Here is a 20,202-nt window from a genome sequence, read left to right as displayed (position 1 = left end):
TAGTTCCCAGCGAGGCAGTTGCATGTGCCTTCGGCCTCGACTGACAGTTACACGATCGGCGTAAGAGTCTCAGCAAAGCGGTCAGCGAAACTCAATTCGCCAATGGCGGCTCGGTCAGTTCGGGGCGTTGCACGCTCAACGCCGTACCGGCGGCGGCAACAATGATGGCTGCGATGGCCAGCCACTGCAGCAGGCTGAGTCGTTCGTCGAGCAGGGAAACACCGGCGACGGCCGCCACAGCCGGCTCCAAGCTCAGCAAGGTGCTGAAGGTGCGCGCAGGCAGCAGGGTCAACGCAACCATCTCCAGCGAATAAGGCAGTGCCGAACTGAGTACCGCCACGCCAAGCGCATACGGCAGCAGCGACGGCGACAGCAGCGCGCTGCCGGCATGCGCGACCCCGAATGGTATGGCCAGCAGAGCACCGATCGACGTGCCCCATGTCACCGCATCCTCACCGTAGGCGGCGCCGGCTCGTTTGCCCAGCACGATATAAAGCGCCCAGCCCACGCCGGCAGCCAGGGCATACACCACGCCAACCGGATCCAGCGGCTGCATCTGATGGCGCAGCGGCAACAGCAGCGCCAGCCCGGCCACCACCAGCAAAATCCACACAAAGTCGATCAGGCGACGCGAGCCGAACACGGCGAGCGCCAGTGGCCCGGTGAATTCCAGCGCAACAGCGATACCGAGCGGGATCGTGCGCAGCGACATGTAGAACACAAGATTCATGGCGCCCATCGCCAGGCCGTAGCCCCACAGCACGCGCCAGTTACGCTGCCCAACCGACCGTCGCCAAGGCCGCTTCCACAGCAGCAGCAGCAAAGCGCTGAGCCCGAGGCGATAAGCGGTAGCGCCCTGCGCACCCACCTGTGGAAACAGGTGCTTGGCCAGCGACGCGCCGCATTGATACGAGACCATACTGATCAATAGCGCGCCGATTGCCAGCGCAAGCGGAGCAACGGTGGAGCGTGATGACATGGGCACAGCCGTCGCGGGAAACAGTTCGCCCATCATGCCCGCAGTCACGCATGAAACCCAATAGGGAAAACTCTGCTGAAGCAATAAAGCTCATCGGCCATCGAGCGGCTCGATCCTACTCGGCGTTTTGAACGCCGTGACCGCGCGCATACCGCGACGTCAACCAAATCACCGCCAGCGGAAACATCAGGTAGCGAGACAAGATGGCGAAGATCTGTGCGATGAATCCGTAGCTACCTAAGACGGCGCTGTTTCCGGCAAAGAACGAGAAGTACCAGAATGCGGTAAACGCAATAAGCGTCGCGAGACGACTGCGTTCTCCCGATGAGATGGTTGCGTACACGCCAGCAAAGTTTCTGCAGAAAAAGTGATAGACGATATAAAGCCCCGGCACGATCAGAAACGGAAAGAGCGCCCATGTAGAAATACCGAGACCCTTGGCCGCGGTGGCTATATCGGCATGAGTGGTGAGAGCCCGAATAGGCACATATCCCCAGACGTTTGCAGCGCTCATCAGCGAGAACCAGTAAACGAATGACGTCAGTCTTCCGCGAGATGCTACGGCATTCGTGCGAAGCAGCGCGTACAACAAAAAGTACACAGCAGCGTTGCCAACAAACGCACCCGCTAACGCAATAACAGCAGCGCTAATGCCATGACCGCTGGCGATGATAGGGGCGTAATCGACGTTGTCATCGACATCGTCAAGAAAGATAAAATTGTTGACAGACGCATGCCCGTAATCGATGCCGAACGGCTCCTTCATCCAACCCAAAGCCCAGGCAAAAACGCTGTGGGCGTATTCGTGAATGAGATAGCCCATGGCATGAGCGATGAGCGCGAAGAGCATCATCTCTACGGCGAACTTGAGCGTTCCCGCCGAAATGCCGCGCGATACTGCGCGTGCAGTCATCCCATCAACCCTCTTATATTTGAAGGTTTCCCACGACGACGGGAGCCAACTCGATCTGCGCTCACGGATCGATGCCAAGTCATTGCGTGGATCCTAGGAACCAGCTGCAAAGCCAACACCAGCAGCGGCAGACCCAGGACGGGGCGCCGCTAATCGCAATCTTCCTCAGATCAAAAACAGGAGCCCGGCTCGCCGCAATCCGGCAGCGTGTCGCCCACAGTCCCAGACCGAGACGTCCGCCGATCACAGACCGGGCATGCCGGACGTCGATCCTTGCGCTGCCTGCTGATTGATCTGCGCGTTCTGCGCCTGTATCTGACCCATCATCTGCGCCTGTTGCTGATCGTGTTGCTGGATTTGCTGGATCGCTTGCTGGGGCTGCGGAGGCGGCGTGTTCAAATCGACGGTGGCTGGTGTGGACAGAAAGCTCGATCCATGAAAACCAATTTTCATATTCGTTTCGTCAAGATGAATCCCTGACAGATTATCGCCTGTAATTTTGTTTGCATGACACGCAGCGGTGAACTGAAGTAGGCGCTCCTCCGAGGCGTCGGGTATGCGCTGCTGCAATTTTTCGTAAAGCCCGTGGTTGGGATTAAGCGTATTGCGCGGATCATCGAGGCCCGGCACAAAAGGCAAGGAAGACATGGCAGATACGGCCGGCAGTGGTCCCGACTCGTGCTGTTTCAGTGGCGCCACGACGGTCTGGATGGCATGCAGCGTCTTCGGACCTACGCCGTTTTGTTCCAATCCATGATCGCGTTGAAAGGCGCGCACCGCAGCTTCGGTATCGTGACCAAAATTATTATCGGGCTTCAACGGTCGACCTTTTGAATCCGTATAGCCAAGAGAGGCCAGATCGGCCTGTAAAGCACCTACGGCTTCACCGTGAGAACCGAGCTTGAGGATTGAGCCACCCTTTTCTGAGGTACGGGTAGAAGCTTTCACGGCAGGGCCCAGCTTGAGCTCGGCCATTGCTTCGTTGAAGTGGTCGGCACGGCCTTTGATACCGCTGGAGTTTTTAGGGTTCTGGCCATAACTAGTGGCGTTGATGAACGTCTGGATATCTTCCCGCGTACGCGGGTTACCGGCTTGTATGGTTTTGCCGCTCGCATTCAGGGTTTCCGACTTTCCTGCCAAAAAGCCCACAAACTGAGGACCGACGTGACCGAACTGGTTTGCGTAATCGGCGATGCCTAATTGCAGTTTTTTATCTCCAACAATGGCATCGGCGGCCGCTGGTTTCAGCACGCGCACCTGATCAATAACGCTCCCCACGTCAGCGACCCTTTTATCCAAATAGTCGTTAGTAAACTTATCGATCTTCTCCTGCGGAATTGCTTGCAGCTTGTTATCGAGGGCAACCAATTTTCTTTCGGACAGACCACCATGCGACCGAAGATCGTCGATGTCGGCAGCGTCAAAACCGTTTGCTTTTAAAAAGTCTCTAGCCAAATCGTTATTGCCGACATCGAATTGCAGCTGGCCGAATGAATAGGTGCTTTTAGCAAGCCCGGCATACGAAAAGTGATTCGCGTCAACATCTTTGCCTCCCAGCTCAGTGGCAACGTAAACTGTACGCAGCTGTTCGCGAGTGATCGTGGCGCTATCGGACATGACAGACTCCTTTCTGATTCGTGTGAGGGGCCATTAGCCCCCGTAGCATTTCGCGTAGATGAAATCGATCAAATGATTGTCGGACGTGTCCTTCGCACTGACGGTTTGCAGCTGAAAATGACCGAACATGTCATCGTTGCAGATCTCCACATTATTGCGCTGCAAATCATCCTGCATGATGCAGAAGCCGCCAAAACTATGGTTACTGCCGGCCGATCCAACCGGCAGATCAATCAGCCGGCTGCAGCCGATAATGCGGCCCTTCTGCCTTTGCTGCGTCAGCGACCGGTTGAACGAGTCAACTCGGTAGTTGGGATCTCGAATGGGCACCACATTTACGCATTCACCGCCACTAGGGTTGCCATCATTTGGCTTTTCACAGTGTGAGTACACCTCGCCATCGAGGATTTTTTTTTCATTACGCGCCAGCATGGCTATACGAGCGGTATAGACCTGCCGTAGACAAGCCACGTCCTGACAAATACCCCGAGTGTATTGAATCCAGTTACGTTGCTCTTTGGCCAACTCCTTTTTACCGTACGCATCAGTTACGCTAAGCGCCGTCTTATAAGCTTGTTGCAACTTGGTATCCAGGGCAGACGTCTCAGCGTCACTGCAGATCAGTTTTTCCGTGGAGGTGGCGGCCTTGCTGCAATCGAAGCTAGCAGCAAAGGCATGAGGCGCCAGAACCATCAGGCATAGCGCAAAAATAATCTTCATCATGCGCATGGAGCACATCCTCATCGTTGATCCAAGAAGAACTTCAAATACTGTTGTGTCCTATGCTTCATAGATGCATCTCCTTTGTTGGCCGGACTTATTCCAATGAGTCGAACCTCATTGCCGCAACGCCGCCGCGGCTCGGTTACTTTTTGCCTCCACGACATTCATCGCCACCTCCCGCGATGATGCTGGCTGCACTCGCGCAATCTTCGCCGGCTCGATGCTCGCCCGCTTTTTGAAGTTGCTGTCCTTAAAGAACCAGTTCTTCTTGGCGCGGATGGGTTTGCAGCCTTCGTAGAAGATCAGTTCGTCGTCGGCGGGGAGTTCCTTGATTTCCTGGGGCAGGAACAGCGCGCGCTTTTCTTCGGTGTAGTTGACCGAGACGGTGGAGCGCTGCCCGCCGCCGCTGCTGCGACTCTGGTGGCGCTTGCGGATGGTTTTGTAGCCGAGCATTTCGCTGTATTCGGTGGCGTCGCTCTGCTCGCGCGGCGCGAACACGATTTGCGCGCCGTGGTTGGTGATGAAGTTCTGCGCGTCGTTGTCGCCGTAAGCCGAACGCAGCTGCGCTCGGCTCTGCACGATACACAGGTCGCGCACGCCGTAACTGGCCGAGATGGAGATGCGCTTGGCCCATACGTCCACGCGGCCCATGGCGGTGAACTCGTCCATCAGCATCAGCATCTGGTATTTCAGGTCGGGCTCCTCGCCCAGCTGCTTGGTGAGGTTGTTGCCGATGACGGTGCTGAAGAAGATGTTGAGCAGTTTGCTGCTCTCGTCCAGCTTGTTGGTGGGAATGATCACGTACAGCGTCGTCGGCCGCTTGCGCAGGCTGCTGATGTCGATATCCGTCGCGTTGGTGGCCGCCGCCAGCACCGGGCTGAGGAATTGCTGCAGCGGTGCCTGCATGGTGGCGATCACCGAGGAGAAGGTCTGCTCGGCCAGGCCGGCGAGGTTGCCGAACACCGTGCGCGTTTGCGGGCTGACGAACGTATAGCTGGGATCTTTCAGAATGTTCTGCAGCATTTCCTTGGTGCTCTGGCCGTCCGTGCCGCTGGAGAAACGCAGGATGCGCTCGAGGCTGGGAAATTTCGGCGAGGTGTTGATGTCGGGCATCACCAGCGGCGGCGCCTGGCTGGTCATCAGCTGACGGCATTCTTCGTCCCACGCCTCGAACAGGTAGGAGGCGAACGCGGTGAACGCGGCGCGACCCTGCGAGGTCCAGAACGGATCCTTGCCCTGCTCGTCCGGATACAGGATTGCCGCGATGGTCTGAATTTCGCCGATGCGCTTGCCCGGGTCCATGCCGGCCAGGGTGCTCATGGGATTGAAGCGGTGGGTATTACCCGCCTCGTCGTACGGTGCCCACACGCGAATGGCCTGCCCCTGCGACTCGCGCCAGCCGCTGGTGGCTTTGAACAGCTCGCCTTTCAAGTCGAGAACAACCATCGACTGCAGATAGGACAGCAGCACCGGGATCGCGATACTGGTAGTTTTACCGGAGCGGGTCGGGCTGATGGTGATGACGTGCTGGGCGCCACCCAGCCACAGATAGTGACCCTGATACTTGCCGACCAGGATGCTTTGCGGAGTGCGCGTCAGCAGCCCGGCTTTTTTCAGATCGGACAATTTCGCGAAGCTGGCATCGCCATGCAGGGACTCGGCCTTGCCCTTGAAGAGCGGGATCAGCAACAGGGCCCAGACCAGAAGCGGCAGGCCGAAGCCGACAGCGCCTGCGGCCTTGATCTTGCCGACATACGGCGCGACCTGCGGCAGGTCCAGCGCCTGGAAGTACTGCCACCAGGTATTCCAGACCAGGGGCACGTTTTTCAGCCCGAGCATCCACAACACCAGCCAGTCCGCGAAGTAGAGGCCGCCTACCAAGGCGGCCAGCAACAACGCCAATGCAAAAACCAGCTTGCCCGTGCTCATCGCCTTTCTCCATTCCGTGGGGAGTCCGATGCTGGTGCAAGCCTTGCCGCCGTGTCAATCCGGGCGGATGCGCTACCTGCCTGTAGGCTTCGGCCCCCGCCGGTTGATGAAAACCGACTCGACCGCCGGCTCCATTTCCCCAACATTTCAAAAAGCGTGACTAGCCGCCAATCGACGGTCAAATATCGGAAGCCACCTTCAACAGCAGCTTGCCGCGGTGGCTGCCGTCGAACAGGCGATTGATCACGTCAGGCGCGTTCTCCAACCCCTCGGCCACGGTTTCCTCGGCCTTGAGCTTGCCCTCGGCAATCCAGCCGGCCAGCGCGTGCACGGCTTCCTTGGTCTTGGTGTAGTCGAGTACCAGGAAGCCGCTGACGACAAGGCGCTTCATGATGATCACGCTGTAGTTGTCGCTGGCGCGGCCGTCGCTGTTGTAACCGGAGATCAGACCACACAGCGCGACACGACCGCCTATCACCATGCGCGACATCACCGCCGCCATGATATCGCCACCGACGTTTTCGAAGTTGACGTGAATACCGTCGGGCGTGGCTTCCTTCAGCGCCTGCTTCCAGTTCTCCGATTTATAGTCCACCGCGGCATCGAAGCCGAGTTCATCGACAAGATGACGACACTTGTTCGCGCCGCCTGCGATGCCGACCACGCGCGCGCCCATGATCTTGCCGATCTGCCCCGCAATAGAGCCGACCGAGCCGGCCGCTGCTGATACCACCAGCGTTTCGCCGGCTTTGACCGGTGCGATATCGGTCATGCCGTAAAACGCGGTGATGCCGCTCATGCCGCACGCACCCAGCAGGGTGGGCAACGGAATACCCGGGTCGGCGGGCAGGCGCACGTAGCTCTTGGCGCTATCGTGGAAAACCAGATAGTCCTGCCAGCCGAGCAGGCCCTGCACGAGGTCGTTTTGGCTGTAGCGCGACGAGCGCGACTTCACCACACGGCCCAGGCCGAAGCCGCGCATCACCTCGCCGATGGCCACCGGCGGCATGTACTGCGGAATGTCACGCATCCACACGCGGTTGGTCGGATCCATCGAAATGTACAGCGTGCGCACCAGCACCTCGCCGTCTTTCAACTCCTCGAGCGGCTGCCCGACGAGATCGAAATTGTCGCGCTGCACGAGCCCCTCGGGACGGGTTTTCAGGCGCAGCTGGCGGTTGATCGTGGACATGATGATTTCCTTGGGAAGTAAATGGGTCACTCTGGACCCGATGTTTCAAACGGCCGAGGCGCCGCCGTCGATGCGAAGCTCGGCCGCCGTGATGTAGCGGCTCTCGTCGGAGGCGAGATACAGCACGGCATAGGCCACATCGTCGACCTCGCCCAATCGTCTCATCGGCACGCCGCGGGTGAGTTTCTTCATCGCCTCTTCTTCCCCGAGCTGCTGAAAGAACGGCTCGACGATGCCGGTGCGGATAAACGACGGGTGGATCGAATTGCAGCGCACGTCCATCTTTTGCCGCGCGCAGTCCAGCGCGACGGACTTGCTCAGCGATGCCACCGCCGCCTTCGAGGCGTTGTAGACGGTGTAGTCGGGATCGATCTTGAACGCAGCCATGGACGAAATATTGATGATCGAGCCCGGCTGATGCTGGCGCAGCAGCGGCAGCGCGTATTTGCAGCCGAGATAGACCGCGTCGAGATTGACGCCCATCACCCGCTGCCACTCTTTCGGCTGCAGGCTTTCCACCCCGCCGATCGCACCGATGCCCGCGTTGTTGACAAGTACCGAGATGCCGCCGAGTACCGCATCCGCCTCGGCCAGCGCGCTCTGCCAGCGCTCTTCGTCGCGCACGTTCTGCGCCGCCGACCAGGCCACGGTGTGGCCATGCTCTGTATTGATCGCGGTAGCCACCTCGTACACGGCGTCTTCATCGATATCCGTGAGAAACACCTTGGCGCCATGACGCGCCAGCAGCTTGGCCATCGCGGCGCCGAGGCCGCCGGCGGCGCCGGTGATAAACGCTTTCTTGCCGACGACGCGATGTGCGGAAACGTGGGTCATGCGGAAACTCCTGAGCAAGATGGACGGCCAAACGGATCAGACCGACAGGTAACCACCGTCGACATTCAAAATCGCACCCGTCGTGTACGACGCGGCAGCCGACGAGAGATACAGCACGGTGCCGGCCATTTCGGACGGCTGCGCCACGCGCTTCATCGGCACGTGGGCCATCGCCGCCTTCAGAATCGCCGGCGTTTTTACCAGTACCGAGGCGAACTTGGTATCGGTCAGGCCCGGCAGCAGCGCGTTGCAGCGCACGCCGCCTTCGGCGCACTCCACCGCAAACGCCTTGGTCATCGAAATCACCGCCGCCTTGGTGATCGAGTAGATGCCCTGCAGATGGCCGGGCACGACGCCGTTGATCGAGGCGACGTTGACGATGGAGCCGCCGCCGTTTTTGATCATCAGCTTGGCGCCGTGGGTGCACATGTAGAAATAGCCGCGGATATTCACGTCGACGGTCTTCTCGAAGATCGACAGCTCGGTATCCAGGATGCTGCCGAAGTACGGATTGGTCGCGGCGTTGTTGACCAGAATATCCAGCCGGCCATGTTTTTCCTCGATCGCCGCGAACAGCGCCGCGATCTGATCCATCTCGCCGATGTGACAGGCTATGGCTTCGGCCGAGCCACCAGCCGCCACGATCTGATCAACCACCGTCTGGCAGTCGGCCTGACGACGGCTGGAGACGATGGTGTGCGCGCCCTGCGCCGCCAGCAGCTTGACGATTTCCTCGCCGATGCCGCGGCTGGCGCCGGTAACGAGGGCGATCTTGCCGGAGAGGTCGAACAGTTCGGTAGCGCTCATGAGTGGTTGGTCCTTGATGTCGGATGATTCGTTGGAAGTTTGGACGTCTATTTGAAGGTACGGAAACTAGCGATAGGTGATCATCGCCTTGGCGTCGGCGCCTTCCAGATGCGGCCAGGCGTTGTAGCTGATCAGGCTGCGGCGCTGCGGGCCGATCGAGACGCGACTGGTCGAGGTATTTACCAGCGGCCAGCTCAGCGTGAAAACCTCGGCGATCGGCGCACCGACCAGCGCATTGGCGATCACTGCGATTGGTCCGCCGGAGGTAAATGCCCAGATCGTGCGCGCCGGCTGCGCCGCCAGCCCCTGCATGCCGTCCATCACTGCAGCGCGAAACGCTGGCCAGCTGCGGGTGTATTCGTGATCGAACTCGCCGCCGGTCCAGCGAGCCACCGCTTCGGAAAACAGGCGCTGGAATGCGCGATGCGGATCGCCGTGCGTCGCCAGTTCGGCCACCTGCGCCTCGTGCGAAGCGAGATCGGGGCGATGGCGGGCCAGCACTTCTTCGTGATCGAATTCGTCGAGCCCGGCAATCGTGATGCGCGGTGCCGATACGCCGGCCGCTTCCACGCACAGATCCGCCGTATGCACGTGCCGACGCAGTGGACCGACCACAATAAGGTCAGGAACGTTACCCGCGTGCCTGAACCAGCGACCAAGTCGGCGTGACTGCTCCTGGCCGACGTCCGAAAGCCGATCGTAATCGGCCGTACCGAAGCTGGCCTGCCCGTGACGAATAAGCAGCACGCTCGCCATGCTCAGAGGCTCGAGGCGGCGATGAGCTTGCGGCAGCGGTGGCTCATATACGCCACCGCCTGGCCGAAGCCGGCGAACTGTGGGTTGGTGGTTTGCCCCAGCACGAAACGGCGGTAGATCTGCTGGATGATCACGGTGACGCGGAACAGGCCGAACACTTCGTAATACTCGAAGTTGTCCACGTTCCAGCCGGTGCGTTCGCCGTAGTACGCCACCAGCTCGCGCCGCGTCAGCATGCCCGGCGCGTTGGTCGGCTGGCGGCGGAACGACTGGAATACCGGATCGTCATCGGCCTGTATCCAGTAGCCCAGCGAGCCGCCCAGATCCATCAGCGGATCGCCCAGCGTGCTAAGCTCCCAGTCGAGCACGCCGACGATGTTCAGCGGATGATCCGGATCAAGCACGACGTTATCGAAGCGGTAGTCGTTGTGGATGACGCAGATGGCCGTTTCGCGCGCGGGCTGTTTTTCGGCCAGCCAGGCGAGCACGTCTTCGCAGGCGTCGGTGTCATCGTTCAAGGCCTTGCGCCAGCGATCGCTCCAGCCGCCGACCTGGCGCGCGATATAGCCCTCGCCCTTGCCCAGGCTGGCCAGCTCCGGCAGCGACGCGTCGACCTGATGCAGCTCGACCAGGCGATCGATAAAGCCCTTGCACAGCCGGCGCACGCCGTCGGCGTCCAGCCCGAGTTCCGGCGGCAGATCGCGACGCAGGATGATGCCGCGCAGGCGCTCCATTACATAGAAGTCGTAGCCCAATGTCGCCGCATCATCGCTGATCGCCAGGATGGTCGGCACGCGCGGGTAATGCGGCTTCAACGCCGCCATGACGCGCGCCTCGCGCAGCATGTCGTGGGCGGACTTGGCTTTCACGCCCGCCGGTGGCCGGCGCAGCACGAGTTCGCGTTCGCCGTAACTGATCAGGTAGGTCAGGTTGGATGCGCCGCCGGGAAACTGCGAGATTGTCGGCTCGCCGCGCAGGCCCTCGACGTGCTGCTTGAGGAACGCGTCGACCTTGCCGACATCCAGCTGATCTTCTTCGCGCACGCTGCGCGCCTGATCCACCGCCGCCGTCATCGTGCTTTCCTCGCGGCGATGGCCGCCCCCTGGGCGCGCATTTCCAGCTTGGCGATCAGGCCGCGATGCACTTCGTCCGGGCCGTCGGCCAGGCGCAGGATGCGCGCGTTGGCAAACAGCGCGGTGAGCGGGAAATCGTTCGACAAACCGGCCGCGCCGTGAATCTGGATGGCCGCATCGGCGGCCTTCTGCGCCAGGTTCGGCACGATCACCTTGATCTGCGATATCTCGCTCATCGCCGCCTTCACGCCCTGCGTGTCGATCAGCCACGCCGCCTTCAGCGTGAGCAGGCGCGCCTGTTCGATCGCCATGCGCAGGTCGGCCACGATGTCCTTGTTGCCACCCAGCTCGATCAGCGGCTTGCCAAATGCCACGCGCGCGCCGGCGCGCTCGCACAGCAACGACAGCGCGCGCTCTGAGGCGCCGATCGTGCGCATGCAGTGATGGATGCGGCCCGGCCCGAGCCGGCCCTGCGCGATCTCGAAACCGCGGCCGGTGCCGAGTATCACGTGATCCAGCGGCAGCCGCACATCGGTAAAACTGACCTCGCCATGGCCGGACGGCTCGTCATAGGCGTGGAACACCGGCAGCATACGCTCGACCTTGACGCCCGGCGCATCGAGCGGGCACACCACCATCGTGTGCCGCTGGTGCGGCGGCGCATCGGGGTGACTCAGGCCCATGAAAATCACCACGCGGCAGTGCGGATGACCGATGCCGGTGGACCACCACTTGCGCCCGTTCAGCACGATCTGGTCGCCGTCAATCGTCGCCGTCGCCTGCATATTGGTGGCGTCGGACGAAGCCACGTCCGGCTCGGTCATGCAGAACGCGGAGCGAATCTCGCCGTCGAGCAAGGGCTTCAGCCAGCGCGACTTGTGCATGTCCGAGCCGTAGCGCAGCAGCACTTCCATATTGCCGGTGTCCGGCGCGTTGCAGTTGAAGATTTCCGGCGCGATAAACGAGTGGCCCATGATCTCGGCCAGCGGCGCGTAGTCGACGTTGCTGAGGCCGGCGCCGTACTCGGGCTCGGACAAAAACAGATTCCACAGCCCGGCCGCCTTCGCCTTGGCCTTCAGCGTTTCCATCACCGCCGGCTGGTGCCATGTGCGCCAATCCCCGCTGCCTGTGAGCTCGTCGGCGACGATTTTTTCGGCGGGGTCGATTTCGTCGCGCATGAAGCGGTTGAGCGTTTCTGCCAGCGCGCGCGAGCGTTCGGAATGAGCGAAATCCATCGGGCTTCTCCTGCAGGTATGCCGTGGTTATTCCCCAAGCGTACGCCGGTCGGCATCAATCAGTGACATGAATATCTTTTATATCCACCCATCAGCTCAGCTAATATGCAGGATCGTGCAGCGCAGCATATTGATTGGACTGAGGCTCGCCTATGAACCGACCCGACCTGCGGATGGATCTGAATCTTTTCCGCGTGCTGGACGCCATCCACACGCACGGCGGCATCAGCGCGGCGGCGCGTGCGCTGCACCTGACCCAGCCGGCGATTACCCATTCGCTCAACCGCCTGCGTGAATTGTTTGGCGACCCGCTGTTCGTGCGCCAGGGCAACCGCGTGGTGCCGACGCACAAGGCGCGCAGCGTGATGGCCAGCGTGCAGCTGCACCTGCGCGGCCTGCAGGCCACCACGCAGATGCACGTGAGCTTTCGCGCCGACGAACTGGACATGACCTTCACCGTCGGCTTTCGCGACGTGCTGGAGTCCATCGTGTTTCCGCCGCTGCTGGTGAAGATAGCTGCGCTCGCACCGCATGCCCACATCGTCAGCCGGCGCATCGCCGCCGCCGATGTCGATCGCGAATTGAGCGCCGGCACGATTGATCTGGTGGTGGATCGGCGGCTGCAGGCCGGGCCGCGATGGAGCAGCCGACACCTGCTCGACGAGTCGCTGGTAGTCGGCATGCGCGCGAAGCACCCGCTGGCCGGCGGCGCGCTGCGGCGCAGCGACTACCTTGGCGCGCGGCACGTGGCGGTTTCCCAGCTCGGCGAGGCCGTGCCGCTGGACGTGCTGCTGGCGCAGGACGGTCGAGCGCGCGATATCCAGCTGGTCTGCCAGCATTATTTCTCTGCCTGCCAGGTCGCTGCCGCCAGCGACCTCCTGCTGACCATGCCCAGCTCGTATGCGCAGTGCTTCTCCCGGCTGCTGCCCATCGTGGTGCAGCCGCTGCCGATCAAGCTGAAGCCGATTCCGATTCTTGCCTACTGGCACCAGTCGAAGAACGACGACCGCGCGCACGAGTGGTTTCGCCAGCGGGTGTTCGAGATCATCGGTTCGGCGCCGGAATTCAACGGTCGCTGAGCACGGGCGCTTGCCGACAACGCGTATGCCGGCTCGGCAGCCTGAAGGCGATAACCCGATCAGTGCAACTTGATGGCGCTTACGAGCCGCTGCCGTTTTTCGGCGGCAGCGGCTTGCCATCCTTGACTTGCACCGGCTGCAGCGGTTCGACCGTGACGTGGCCGTGCCAGTCCTCGAAAACGTCCGCAGCCTTCTTGTCGATCTGCACGGCAAGCGTTGTTGTCTGCGGGCAAGCCATGGCTTGATCTGGTCCGATCGTGCTGCCGGCCAGCTGCGCCGTATCGAACATGCCTTCCATGCAGTAGTTGGAGCCAAGTCCCTTGCTGCGCAGCATCTGCATGCCGTCGTGATAACGCGACTCGGCCCGCGTGGCAGCGGTGGCATCGGCGTAGGTCGGCTGCAGATCGCGCAACAGCTTTTCCGACTCGGCGCGCTCGCGCGGCGATAGGTGCTCGCGCAGCTCGACGTAAGCCTGATTGAAACGCTCGGTATGACGCTCGGCAGCAAGCGCCAGCCACGCCAGTGCCAGCGGACGATTCACCGGCTGGTGATCGCCGTTGAGCGCCATCACCCCAAGCACGTACTGCGCTGGTTTGCTGGCCCACGATGCGGCGGTGTGGAAAAACTTCTGCGCTTCGCCGTAGTTCTTCTCGCCGTAGCTTTGCGAGGCGAGGCAATAGTAGTAATCCGCCGGTAGAAATTTTTCCAGGCCGATGATGCACTGCGTATCGGCCAGCTGCTTGTCGGTGAGCGGAGGCGTGGCGGCATCCTGCGCGCGCGTCGTACCGGTGACACCGAGCATCAGCAACGACCCGGTGAGCAGAGCCGCGCTAACCATCCAGATCGCCCCACGTCCATTGCTGCTCAACATCGCCGTACTCCATTTTCAGTCAAGTTTTATCCAGTGCGGATGATATGGAAGCACGATGACACCATGAAATTCCAGCAACTACGGCTATACCCATCCGCGCCGCGCGGTGCAAAGAACGCAAGCTTTTGCAGCATCGACGAAACGGGGCAACACCCGGCTCAGCCGGCGCTGCGTATCCGAAATTTGCTGCGTTCCGTGCGGTAATCTCCTGCGTTGTGTTTTACGAACGAGGCCAACACGATGAAGTTTGGTAACGCTCCCATGCTCGCGCTGGGCGCCTGGGCGTTGTGGCCGGTGGCATTGGCGGCGCAGTCATCGCCGCATGGTGAAGATGCCGCGCTGTTCGTGGCCGAGCATCTGGACGTGCTGTCCATTCCCAGTTCGCTCTATGCGCGCCAGCGACCCGGCGCGCATACGCTGAAGGAGTACGGCTTCACCGACTTCGACAAAGTCGATGGGGGCGTCCGCGCGCTCGATCCGGAAAGGCACTGGCTGTTTGGCATCCGGATCGTCGAAGACAACGGCGGCATCAAGGTGCTTTGCATCCAGGACGGGCCACGAATCGACATGAGCTCGCCGAGTCAGACCACCGTCGAGGTCAAGCTTGGCCGTGACGGGCTATTCCATGGCACCGGCCGTTTTCCGCAAAGCGACCAGTGCCCCCCGTTCCAGCGCTGATAGGGTCAGGAGCGCGCATCCGCCCGCGGATCATGGGCATCACACCAACAAACGTTCGCACACCGCCTGGTAGATCGCCGGCAGCTGCTCCAGCTCATGCAACGCCACGCATTCATCGACCTTGTGAATCGTCGCATTGACCGGGCCTACCTCCACCACTTCCGTGCCGAGCAAGGCAATGAACCGGCCGTCCGACGTGCCGCCGCCGGTGCTCTGATCGGGGTCGAGCTGGCAAAGATCGCGGCACACGGCGACGACGGTTTCGCGCAGCCGGCCACCGGGCGGCGTGAGGAACGGCTGGCCTGACAGCTGCCAGTCGATATGAAAGTCCAGACCGTGCTTGCGAAAGATCGCCTCACTGCGCGCCTGCAGATCGTCGGCGCGGCTGGCTGTGCTGTAGCGGAAGTTGAACAGTGCAGTTAGCGTGCCCGGAATCACGTTATTGGCGCCCGTCCCCGCGTTGAGGTTGGATACCTGCATCGACGTCGGCGGGAAGTCCGCATTGCCTTCGTCCCAGCGCTCGGCCGCCAGCTCGGCCAAGGCCGGACCAAAGGCGTGAATCGGGTTCAGCGCTTTTTCCGGATAGGCCACGTGGCCCTGAATGCCGCGTACGGTCAGCGTGGCCGACAGCGAACCACGCCGCCCCACGCGGATGAGGTCACCCAGCTTCTCCTTCGCCGACGGTTCGCCCACCACACAGAATTCGATGCGCTCATCAGTCGCGCGAAGGTGCTCGATCACCTGGCGCACGCCGTCGATCGCCACGCCTTCTTCGTCGCTGGTGATCAGCAGACCGACGCGACCGAAATGATCGGGATAGGCGATGATAAACCGCTCCAGCGCCACCACCATCGCCGCCACCGAGCCTTTCATGTCGGCTGCGCCGCGGCCGTATAGACGGCCATTCGTTATGGTCGGTTCGAACGGCGGACTTTGCCAGGCAGACTCCGGCCCACTGGGCACGACGTCGGTATGACCGAGAAACATAAGCGTCGGGCCGGCGTCATCCGAGGCGCGATGGGTTGCCCAGAGGTTGTCGACGTCGCCATAGCGCAGGTTTTCGATGGTGAACCCAACGCGCGCCAACCGCTCGGCAATCAGCGCCTGGCATCCGGCGTCATCCGGCGTGACCGAGCGGCGGCGTATCAGTTCACAGGTAAGGTCCAGCACGTCGCTCATGGTCAGTTGCTCGTCTTGCACAGATCAGTGTTTCGCTTTGCCCTTGCCGAGCAGGCGCTCGTAGGTGCCGCCGGTAAAGCCGACCGCCACGCGGCCGTCGGGCGTGACCGTAATCGGCTGGCGCAGAATTTCGGGGTGTTCGCGGATCAGCAGCGTCCACTCCGGATCGCTGCCGGGGTTGCGGCGCTGCTGCAGCAGGCCTTTCCAGCCGGTTCCGCTGCGATCAACCAGCGCATCCCAGCCACCGAGCGAAGCGGCCCACGCTTTCAGCGCTTCCGGCTCGGGCCGCTCGCGCCGCAGATCGATGAAACGGTAATCCGGCCCGAAGCGATCGAGCCAGTTCTTCGCCTTGCCGCAAATGTCGGTACCGTCGAGCCCGTAAACGGCGACGACAGCATCGGATGCCGCTTCAGCCACCGAACAGCTCCTTGAACTTTTTCTCGGTAAACCCGGCGCTGACGCTGTCGCCCTTCACCACCACCGGGCGCTTGACCAGGGCGGGATAGTCCTTGATCAGCTTCAGCCAGTCGGCGTCGGTGCTGGCCGATTTTTGCGTGTCGGTGAGATCGCGCCAGGTGTAGCTGGCACGATTGACCAGCTTTTCCCAGGTCAGCTCTTTCGCCCATTTTTTCAACGAAGCCGGCGCAATGGGGTGCTCGCGGTAGTCGGTGAAACTGTATTTGACCTTGTGCTCATCCAGCCACGCGCGAGCCTTGTCGCAGGTGCCGCACTTTTCCAGGCCATAGAGTTCGACGCTCATTCGACGCTCCTCAGTAGTTCGTTGATGCCGGTCTTGCTGCGGGTCTTTTCATCGACTTGCTTGACGATGATGGCGGCGTACAGGCTGTGGCTGCCGTCCTTTGCGGGCAGGCTGCCGGCCACCACCACGCTGCCGGCGGGCACGCGGCCGTAACTCACCTCGCCCGTGACGCGATTGTAGATGCGCGTGGACTGGCCGAGAAACACGCCCATGCCGATCACGCTGCCCTTTTCCACCACCACGCCCTCGACGACTTCGGAGCGCGCGCCGATAAAGCAGTTGTCTTCGATGATGGTGGGGTTGGCCTGCAGCGGCTCGAGCACGCCACCGATGCCGACACCGCCCGACAGGTGCACGTGCGCGCCAATCTGCGCACAGGAGCCGACCGTGGCCCAGGTATCGACCATGCTGCCTGCGCCAACGTAGGCGCCGATGTTGACGTAGCTGGGCATCAGCACCGCATCTTTGGCGATATGCGCGCCGCGACGCACCAGCGCACCGGGCACCACGCGCGCGCCAAGATTCTGCAGCTCGCTGTTATTGCCCTGCATGAAGCGCAGCGGCACCTTGTCGAAGGCCATGGCCGCACCGCCGTCGACCACGACGTTGTCGTTGAGGCGGAAGTACAGCAGCACGGCTTTCTTGATCCACTGGTTGACCGTCCAGCCGCCGTTGCCGTCGGGCTCGGCCACGCGGCGCTCGCCGGATTCGAGCAAGTCGATCACCTGCCCCACGGCCGGGCGCAGATGGGTTTCAATTTCGGTCGAGCCAAGCTCGTTGCGACGTTCGAAGGCGTCGTTGATCAGCGTTTCTATCGATTGCATGGTTCGATCTGTCTTCCAAAGATGGGTATACGGCGACGCCAGCCTAGCGCGCAAGACGCGATGATCTTGCAACATCATCGTACACGCGCCTAGGGGCAGCCGGTTTCCGCAACCTCGCAGCTTTGGGAATCTTCTCGGATGGCGCCGGGGTTTTCGGCCAATTAGCACCAGGGCGACAAGCGGCGCCAACGGCAAGCAGAGTGCTATTGCGCCACGGTCACCTGGTAAGACACCACTGTCTGCGCACCAGGGTTCAGCGAACCGGTGAACGTCCAGACGATCGCACCCTGACCGCCCACTGCAGGTTGCGTAGTCAGCGTGCAGGCAGTGAGGCCGATTGGCAGTGAAGACGTACCAGGACAGGTGGCCGAGGTAAACGTGGTGTAGGCCGGCGTCGCGTCATTCACGACGACCTGCGTTAGCGGCTTGCTGCCCGCGTTGTACAGCGTGAGCTGATACTGCAGCACATTGCCTGGCAGCGCATTGTTCGACGTGCCCGCGCTACCGTTCTGCGTAACGTTGTTGACCTGCTTGGCCAGCGTGAGCGCACCTTGCTGGATCACCGTGGTCGTGTCGGTGCTCAGCACGATGGCAGTCAACGAAGGATTGGCATTCGTATAAGCCGTTGTCGCCTTCAGCGTGACCACATTCTGGGCATTGACCGGCGCGGAACCGGGCACGAATTCCTTGACGATCAGGCATACCTGCTGCGATGCGGTGACGGTGATCGCGCCGGTGACCTGCGGTTCGCCGCTGTCGAGCTGGCCGTTGCAATTGGTGTCGCGATAAAGCGTTTCGGCCCAGCCGCTGACGACTGGCGTGGCCACGGCAGTCGTCGTGAACGTCACCTGCCCGCCGCTGGCGGCGGTGAACGTATGCGGGTAGTAAAGCGTGGTGCCCGGTTGCGCACTGTTGACGCCGTTGGGTGCCAACGCGTTGGGTGGTACAAGCCCGAAGCTGCCGATCGTGCCGGTCAATCCCGCGGCGTAGGTAAAGCTTACCGATGGGCGGGTGTAACTGGCGCCGCTGATCGAACCGGCGGTCCCGCCGGTGGCGAGGTAACCGGAGGGCGCGGTCGGTGTCACGGTGACCGTGCCGGTGAGCGTCGACGGCAGCCACAAAGTCGCCGTGCCGCTGCCATTGGTGACGCCGCTGGCCACCGTGTTGCTGCCGCTCACCGCGTTGACGGTGACATTCGGCAGCGCCGTTTCCGATCCGTTCTGCAGGCCATCGTTCGGCGTGCCGCCGGTACCGGCACCGGTATCGGCGAAGACCATCGCCGACAGCGCGGTGCCCTGGAAAAGGCCGAAATTCTGCTGCACCAGCGCATTCGATGCCTGCATGACGTTGATGATGCCCGTCGGCGCCTGCGTCCGCACCCAGCCTGAAGGGGCCGTCGCCGTGATGTCGGTCAGCGTGCTGTTGTTGCTTTCGATCAGGCAATACGTGCCGGGCGCAATGCCGGGCTCGGTGAAGACGCCGCTGGCGGCAGTCACCGCCGCCGCGTACGTTGCCGGTGACTGGCAGGCACCGCCCGAGGACGGCGCGATCTTGACGTACAGGCCGGTCAGTCCGGTGCCCGTCTCGCCGTTGTCGACCACGGCGTTGTGATTCGCGTCGCTATAGACCAGACCGCTGACGTTCGGGTACGGCGTATCGGTGAACACGCAGGAGATCGAGTCGCCATAGGCCAGCGACGGAAAAGTGTAAGTGTTGACCGCGAGGTTTTTCGGTAACGAGGTGGACGAGCTGCCGGCGTTCGTGCAGGTCAGCAACGTGGCGTAGTTGGACAGCGTGCTGACGCTGCCGCTGGCCATGGCCTGCGTCACGGTGAGGGCGCTCGACGAGGTGATCGGCTTGCTGGCGACCGGAAACGGACCGCTGCCGGTGCCTGTGCTGGTGCCTGTGCTCAGCACCGCGTTGTTGCTGCCGACGATGGAATAGGTGACCTGATCGCTGGCGTTCAAGCGTGCGGTGTTGAACTGGGACGTAGCCGTGAGCGACGCGAAGCGCAGGCCGAACAGCGCACCCTGCAGGCCGCTGCCCTTGAGCACGCCGGTAACCGTCGTCGGATTGCCGATGCTGGCGAAGACATAGGCGTTGGTATTGCCGCCGCCGGTGCCGGTTTCGATCACCGTGCCGGTTCCTACTCCCGCGACGGTCGGGCCGGTGGCGTTGGTATTGGCGAGCATGGCTGCCTGCTGCCAGGCGGTGCCGTTGGTGGTGAAGGTCAGCGTTTCGGGGGTATTGGTCGACTCGCCGTCAGCGGCGATGATCGCGTAAGCCGGCGACGTACCGCCGCCGGCGGGCGTGATGTGAATATTGCTCAGCGTCACCGTGACCGTCGAGCCGCTCTGCACTTCGTAAAACACGGGCGAGCCCGGAATGTTGCTGAAGCCGGCATTGCCGAAGGCCGCGCCGCTGTAAGTCGGCACGCCCGACACCTTGAGCAGCGGCGTCGCCGTGGTGGCGCTGGACACGGTCAGCGTGAGGCTCAGCACCGAGCCGTCGGACAGGGTGAAGGTGAAAGCCTGTCCAGCCTGTGCCGCGCTGTCGCTGTAACCGGTGAAATCGAGCCAGCAATACGTCTGGTAGTCCGCCGGCGCTGCACCCTGCACGGCTGCCGGCGCGCACGTGTTGGCATGTGCTGGTAGGGTGACGAACGCGCACATCAGCAACAGCAGCGCCAGCCATCCTCGGCGGTAAAGGCCGAGGCTGGTGCGAGCACGCTGGATGAGGTGGTCGATGCTCAT

The 20,202-nt window shown here is 61.9% G+C and carries 19 protein-coding genes; 2 read left to right on the top strand and 17 right to left on the bottom strand.

Annotated elements, in window-relative coordinates; translation table 11 throughout:
• Positions 1–91 precede the first annotated feature (91 nt).
• The 11 genes from ACDK93_RS05820 to ACDK93_RS05770 form a co-directional block, all read right to left on the bottom strand.
• Positions 92–979: an EamA family transporter gene (locus ACDK93_RS05820; protein WP_458071654.1), complete on the bottom strand. Its 888-nt coding sequence runs from the start codon at positions 977–979 to the stop codon at positions 92–94.
• A gap of 115 nt (positions 980–1,094) precedes the next feature.
• Entirely contained in the window at positions 1,095–1,892 is a 798-nt protein-coding gene (locus tag ACDK93_RS05815; protein WP_458071653.1) for a hypothetical protein, read from the bottom strand.
• A gap of 243 nt (positions 1,893–2,135) precedes the next feature.
• Complete coding sequence (locus ACDK93_RS05810) at positions 2,136–3,509, bottom strand: peptidoglycan-binding domain-containing protein (RefSeq protein WP_458071652.1); 1,374 nt, start codon at positions 3,507–3,509, stop codon at positions 2,136–2,138.
• Positions 3,510–3,542: 33 nt separating this feature from the next.
• Positions 3,543–4,238 carry a lysozyme inhibitor LprI family protein gene (locus ACDK93_RS05805; protein ID WP_458071651.1) on the bottom strand — a complete coding sequence of 232 codons (696 nt, stop codon included), beginning with the start codon at positions 4,236–4,238 and terminating at the stop codon, positions 3,543–3,545.
• A gap of 108 nt (positions 4,239–4,346) precedes the next feature.
• Positions 4,347–6,161 carry a type IV secretory system conjugative DNA transfer family protein gene (locus ACDK93_RS05800; RefSeq protein WP_458071650.1) on the bottom strand — a complete coding sequence of 605 codons (1,815 nt, stop codon included), beginning with the start codon at positions 6,159–6,161 and terminating at the stop codon, positions 4,347–4,349.
• A 178-nt stretch (positions 6,162–6,339) separates the two neighbouring features.
• Positions 6,340–7,353 (bottom strand): NADP-dependent oxidoreductase, encoded by a 1,014-nt coding sequence (locus tag ACDK93_RS05795; RefSeq protein ID WP_458071649.1) that lies wholly within the window; start codon positions 7,351–7,353, stop codon positions 6,340–6,342.
• Positions 7,354–7,398: 45 nt separating this feature from the next.
• Positions 7,399–8,187, bottom strand: coding sequence for an SDR family oxidoreductase (locus ACDK93_RS05790; RefSeq protein WP_458071648.1), 789 nt, complete (start codon positions 8,185–8,187; stop codon positions 7,399–7,401).
• Positions 8,188–8,223: 36 nt separating this feature from the next.
• A complete protein-coding gene (locus tag ACDK93_RS05785) occupies positions 8,224–8,994 on the bottom strand; it encodes an SDR family oxidoreductase (protein WP_458071647.1) in 771 nt (256 codons plus the stop codon).
• A 66-nt stretch (positions 8,995–9,060) separates the two neighbouring features.
• Positions 9,061–9,750, bottom strand: coding sequence for a histidine phosphatase family protein (locus ACDK93_RS05780; protein WP_458071646.1), 690 nt, complete (start codon positions 9,748–9,750; stop codon positions 9,061–9,063).
• A 2-nt stretch (positions 9,751–9,752) separates the two neighbouring features.
• Positions 9,753–10,823 carry a phosphotransferase family protein gene (locus ACDK93_RS05775; protein WP_458071645.1) on the bottom strand — a complete coding sequence of 357 codons (1,071 nt, stop codon included), beginning with the start codon at positions 10,821–10,823 and terminating at the stop codon, positions 9,753–9,755.
• A complete protein-coding gene (locus ACDK93_RS05770) occupies positions 10,820–12,058 on the bottom strand; it encodes an acyl-CoA dehydrogenase family protein (RefSeq protein ID WP_458071644.1) in 1,239 nt (412 codons plus the stop codon). The genes ACDK93_RS05775 and ACDK93_RS05770 overlap by 4 nt, the downstream gene beginning before the upstream one ends.
• 152 nt (positions 12,059–12,210) lie before the next feature.
• Between ACDK93_RS05770 and ACDK93_RS05765 the strand changes: the two genes are divergently transcribed.
• Positions 12,211–13,137: a LysR family transcriptional regulator gene (locus ACDK93_RS05765; protein WP_458071643.1), complete on the top strand. Its 927-nt coding sequence runs from the start codon at positions 12,211–12,213 to the stop codon at positions 13,135–13,137.
• Between the two features lie 79 nt (positions 13,138–13,216).
• On the opposite strand, the gene ACDK93_RS05760 is transcribed toward ACDK93_RS05765, so the two are convergent.
• A complete protein-coding gene (locus ACDK93_RS05760) occupies positions 13,217–14,008 on the bottom strand; it encodes a hypothetical protein (protein WP_458071642.1) in 792 nt (263 codons plus the stop codon).
• Positions 14,009–14,269: 261 nt separating this feature from the next.
• Here ACDK93_RS05760 and ACDK93_RS05755 point away from each other — a divergent pair, with 261 nt between their 5' ends.
• The gene (locus ACDK93_RS05755) at positions 14,270–14,686 is read left to right on the top strand and encodes a hypothetical protein (RefSeq protein WP_458071641.1); all 417 of its coding nucleotides are present in this window, start codon (positions 14,270–14,272) and stop codon (positions 14,684–14,686) included.
• Between the two features lie 39 nt (positions 14,687–14,725).
• On the opposite strand, the gene dapE is transcribed toward ACDK93_RS05755, so the two are convergent.
• The 5 genes from dapE to ACDK93_RS05730 form a co-directional block, all read right to left on the bottom strand.
• Positions 14,726–15,865 carry a succinyl-diaminopimelate desuccinylase gene (gene dapE, locus ACDK93_RS05750; RefSeq protein ID WP_458071640.1) on the bottom strand — a complete coding sequence of 380 codons (1,140 nt, stop codon included), beginning with the start codon at positions 15,863–15,865 and terminating at the stop codon, positions 14,726–14,728.
• A 24-nt stretch (positions 15,866–15,889) separates the two neighbouring features.
• A complete protein-coding gene (locus ACDK93_RS05745; RefSeq protein ID WP_458071639.1) occupies positions 15,890–16,282 on the bottom strand; it encodes an ArsC/Spx/MgsR family protein in 393 nt (130 codons plus the stop codon).
• Positions 16,275–16,625, bottom strand: coding sequence for a Spx/MgsR family RNA polymerase-binding regulatory protein (locus tag ACDK93_RS05740; RefSeq protein ID WP_458071638.1), 351 nt, complete (start codon positions 16,623–16,625; stop codon positions 16,275–16,277). Before ACDK93_RS05740 ends, ACDK93_RS05745 begins: the two co-directional genes overlap by 8 nt.
• Complete coding sequence (gene dapD / locus ACDK93_RS05735; RefSeq protein WP_458071637.1) at positions 16,622–17,449, bottom strand: 2,3,4,5-tetrahydropyridine-2,6-dicarboxylate N-succinyltransferase; 828 nt, start codon at positions 17,447–17,449, stop codon at positions 16,622–16,624. Before dapD ends, ACDK93_RS05740 begins: the two co-directional genes overlap by 4 nt.
• A gap of 203 nt (positions 17,450–17,652) precedes the next feature.
• Entirely contained in the window at positions 17,653–20,202 is a 2,550-nt protein-coding gene (locus tag ACDK93_RS05730) for a CshA/CshB family fibrillar adhesin-related protein (RefSeq protein ID WP_458071636.1), read from the bottom strand.

The sequence above is a fragment of the Rhodanobacter sp. BL-MT-08 genome (assembly GCF_054161255.1).
This window is presented reverse-complemented; position numbering and strand designations above follow the sequence as displayed.

Excerpts from the sequence above, each read along its gene's own strand:
- ACDK93_RS05820 (WP_458071654.1), bottom strand. The coding sequence starts at position 979 with ATGTCATCACGCTCCACCGTTGCTCCGCTTGCGCTGGCAATCGGCGCG.
- ACDK93_RS05815 (WP_458071653.1), bottom strand. The coding sequence starts at position 1,892 with ATGACTGCACGCGCAGTATCGCGCGGCATTTCGGCGGGAACGCTCAAG.
- ACDK93_RS05810 (WP_458071652.1), bottom strand. The coding sequence starts at position 3,509 with ATGTCCGATAGCGCCACGATCACTCGCGAACAGCTGCGTACAGTTTAC.
- ACDK93_RS05805 (WP_458071651.1), bottom strand. The coding sequence starts at position 4,238 with ATGCGCATGATGAAGATTATTTTTGCGCTATGCCTGATGGTTCTGGCG.
- ACDK93_RS05800 (WP_458071650.1), bottom strand. The coding sequence starts at position 6,161 with ATGAGCACGGGCAAGCTGGTTTTTGCATTGGCGTTGTTGCTGGCCGCC.
- ACDK93_RS05795 (WP_458071649.1), bottom strand. The coding sequence starts at position 7,353 with ATGTCCACGATCAACCGCCAGCTGCGCCTGAAAACCCGTCCCGAGGGG.
- ACDK93_RS05790 (WP_458071648.1), bottom strand. The coding sequence starts at position 8,187 with ATGACCCACGTTTCCGCACATCGCGTCGTCGGCAAGAAAGCGTTTATC.
- ACDK93_RS05785 (WP_458071647.1), bottom strand. The coding sequence starts at position 8,994 with ATGAGCGCTACCGAACTGTTCGACCTCTCCGGCAAGATCGCCCTCGTT.
- ACDK93_RS05780 (WP_458071646.1), bottom strand. The coding sequence starts at position 9,750 with ATGGCGAGCGTGCTGCTTATTCGTCACGGGCAGGCCAGCTTCGGTACG.
- ACDK93_RS05775 (WP_458071645.1), bottom strand. The coding sequence starts at position 10,823 with ATGACGGCGGCGGTGGATCAGGCGCGCAGCGTGCGCGAAGAAGATCAG.
- ACDK93_RS05770 (WP_458071644.1), bottom strand. The coding sequence starts at position 12,058 with ATGGATTTCGCTCATTCCGAACGCTCGCGCGCGCTGGCAGAAACGCTC.
- ACDK93_RS05765 (WP_458071643.1), top strand. The coding sequence starts at position 12,211 with ATGAACCGACCCGACCTGCGGATGGATCTGAATCTTTTCCGCGTGCTG.
- ACDK93_RS05760 (WP_458071642.1), bottom strand. The coding sequence starts at position 14,008 with ATGTTGAGCAGCAATGGACGTGGGGCGATCTGGATGGTTAGCGCGGCT.
- ACDK93_RS05755 (WP_458071641.1), top strand. The coding sequence starts at position 14,270 with ATGCTCGCGCTGGGCGCCTGGGCGTTGTGGCCGGTGGCATTGGCGGCG.
- dapE (WP_458071640.1), bottom strand. The coding sequence starts at position 15,865 with ATGAGCGACGTGCTGGACCTTACCTGTGAACTGATACGCCGCCGCTCG.
- ACDK93_RS05740 (WP_458071638.1), bottom strand. The coding sequence starts at position 16,625 with ATGAGCGTCGAACTCTATGGCCTGGAAAAGTGCGGCACCTGCGACAAG.
- dapD (WP_458071637.1), bottom strand. The coding sequence starts at position 17,449 with ATGCAATCGATAGAAACGCTGATCAACGACGCCTTCGAACGTCGCAAC.
- ACDK93_RS05730 (WP_458071636.1), bottom strand. The coding sequence starts at position 20,202 with ATGAGCATCGACCACCTCATCCAGCGTGCTCGCACCAGCCTCGGCCTT.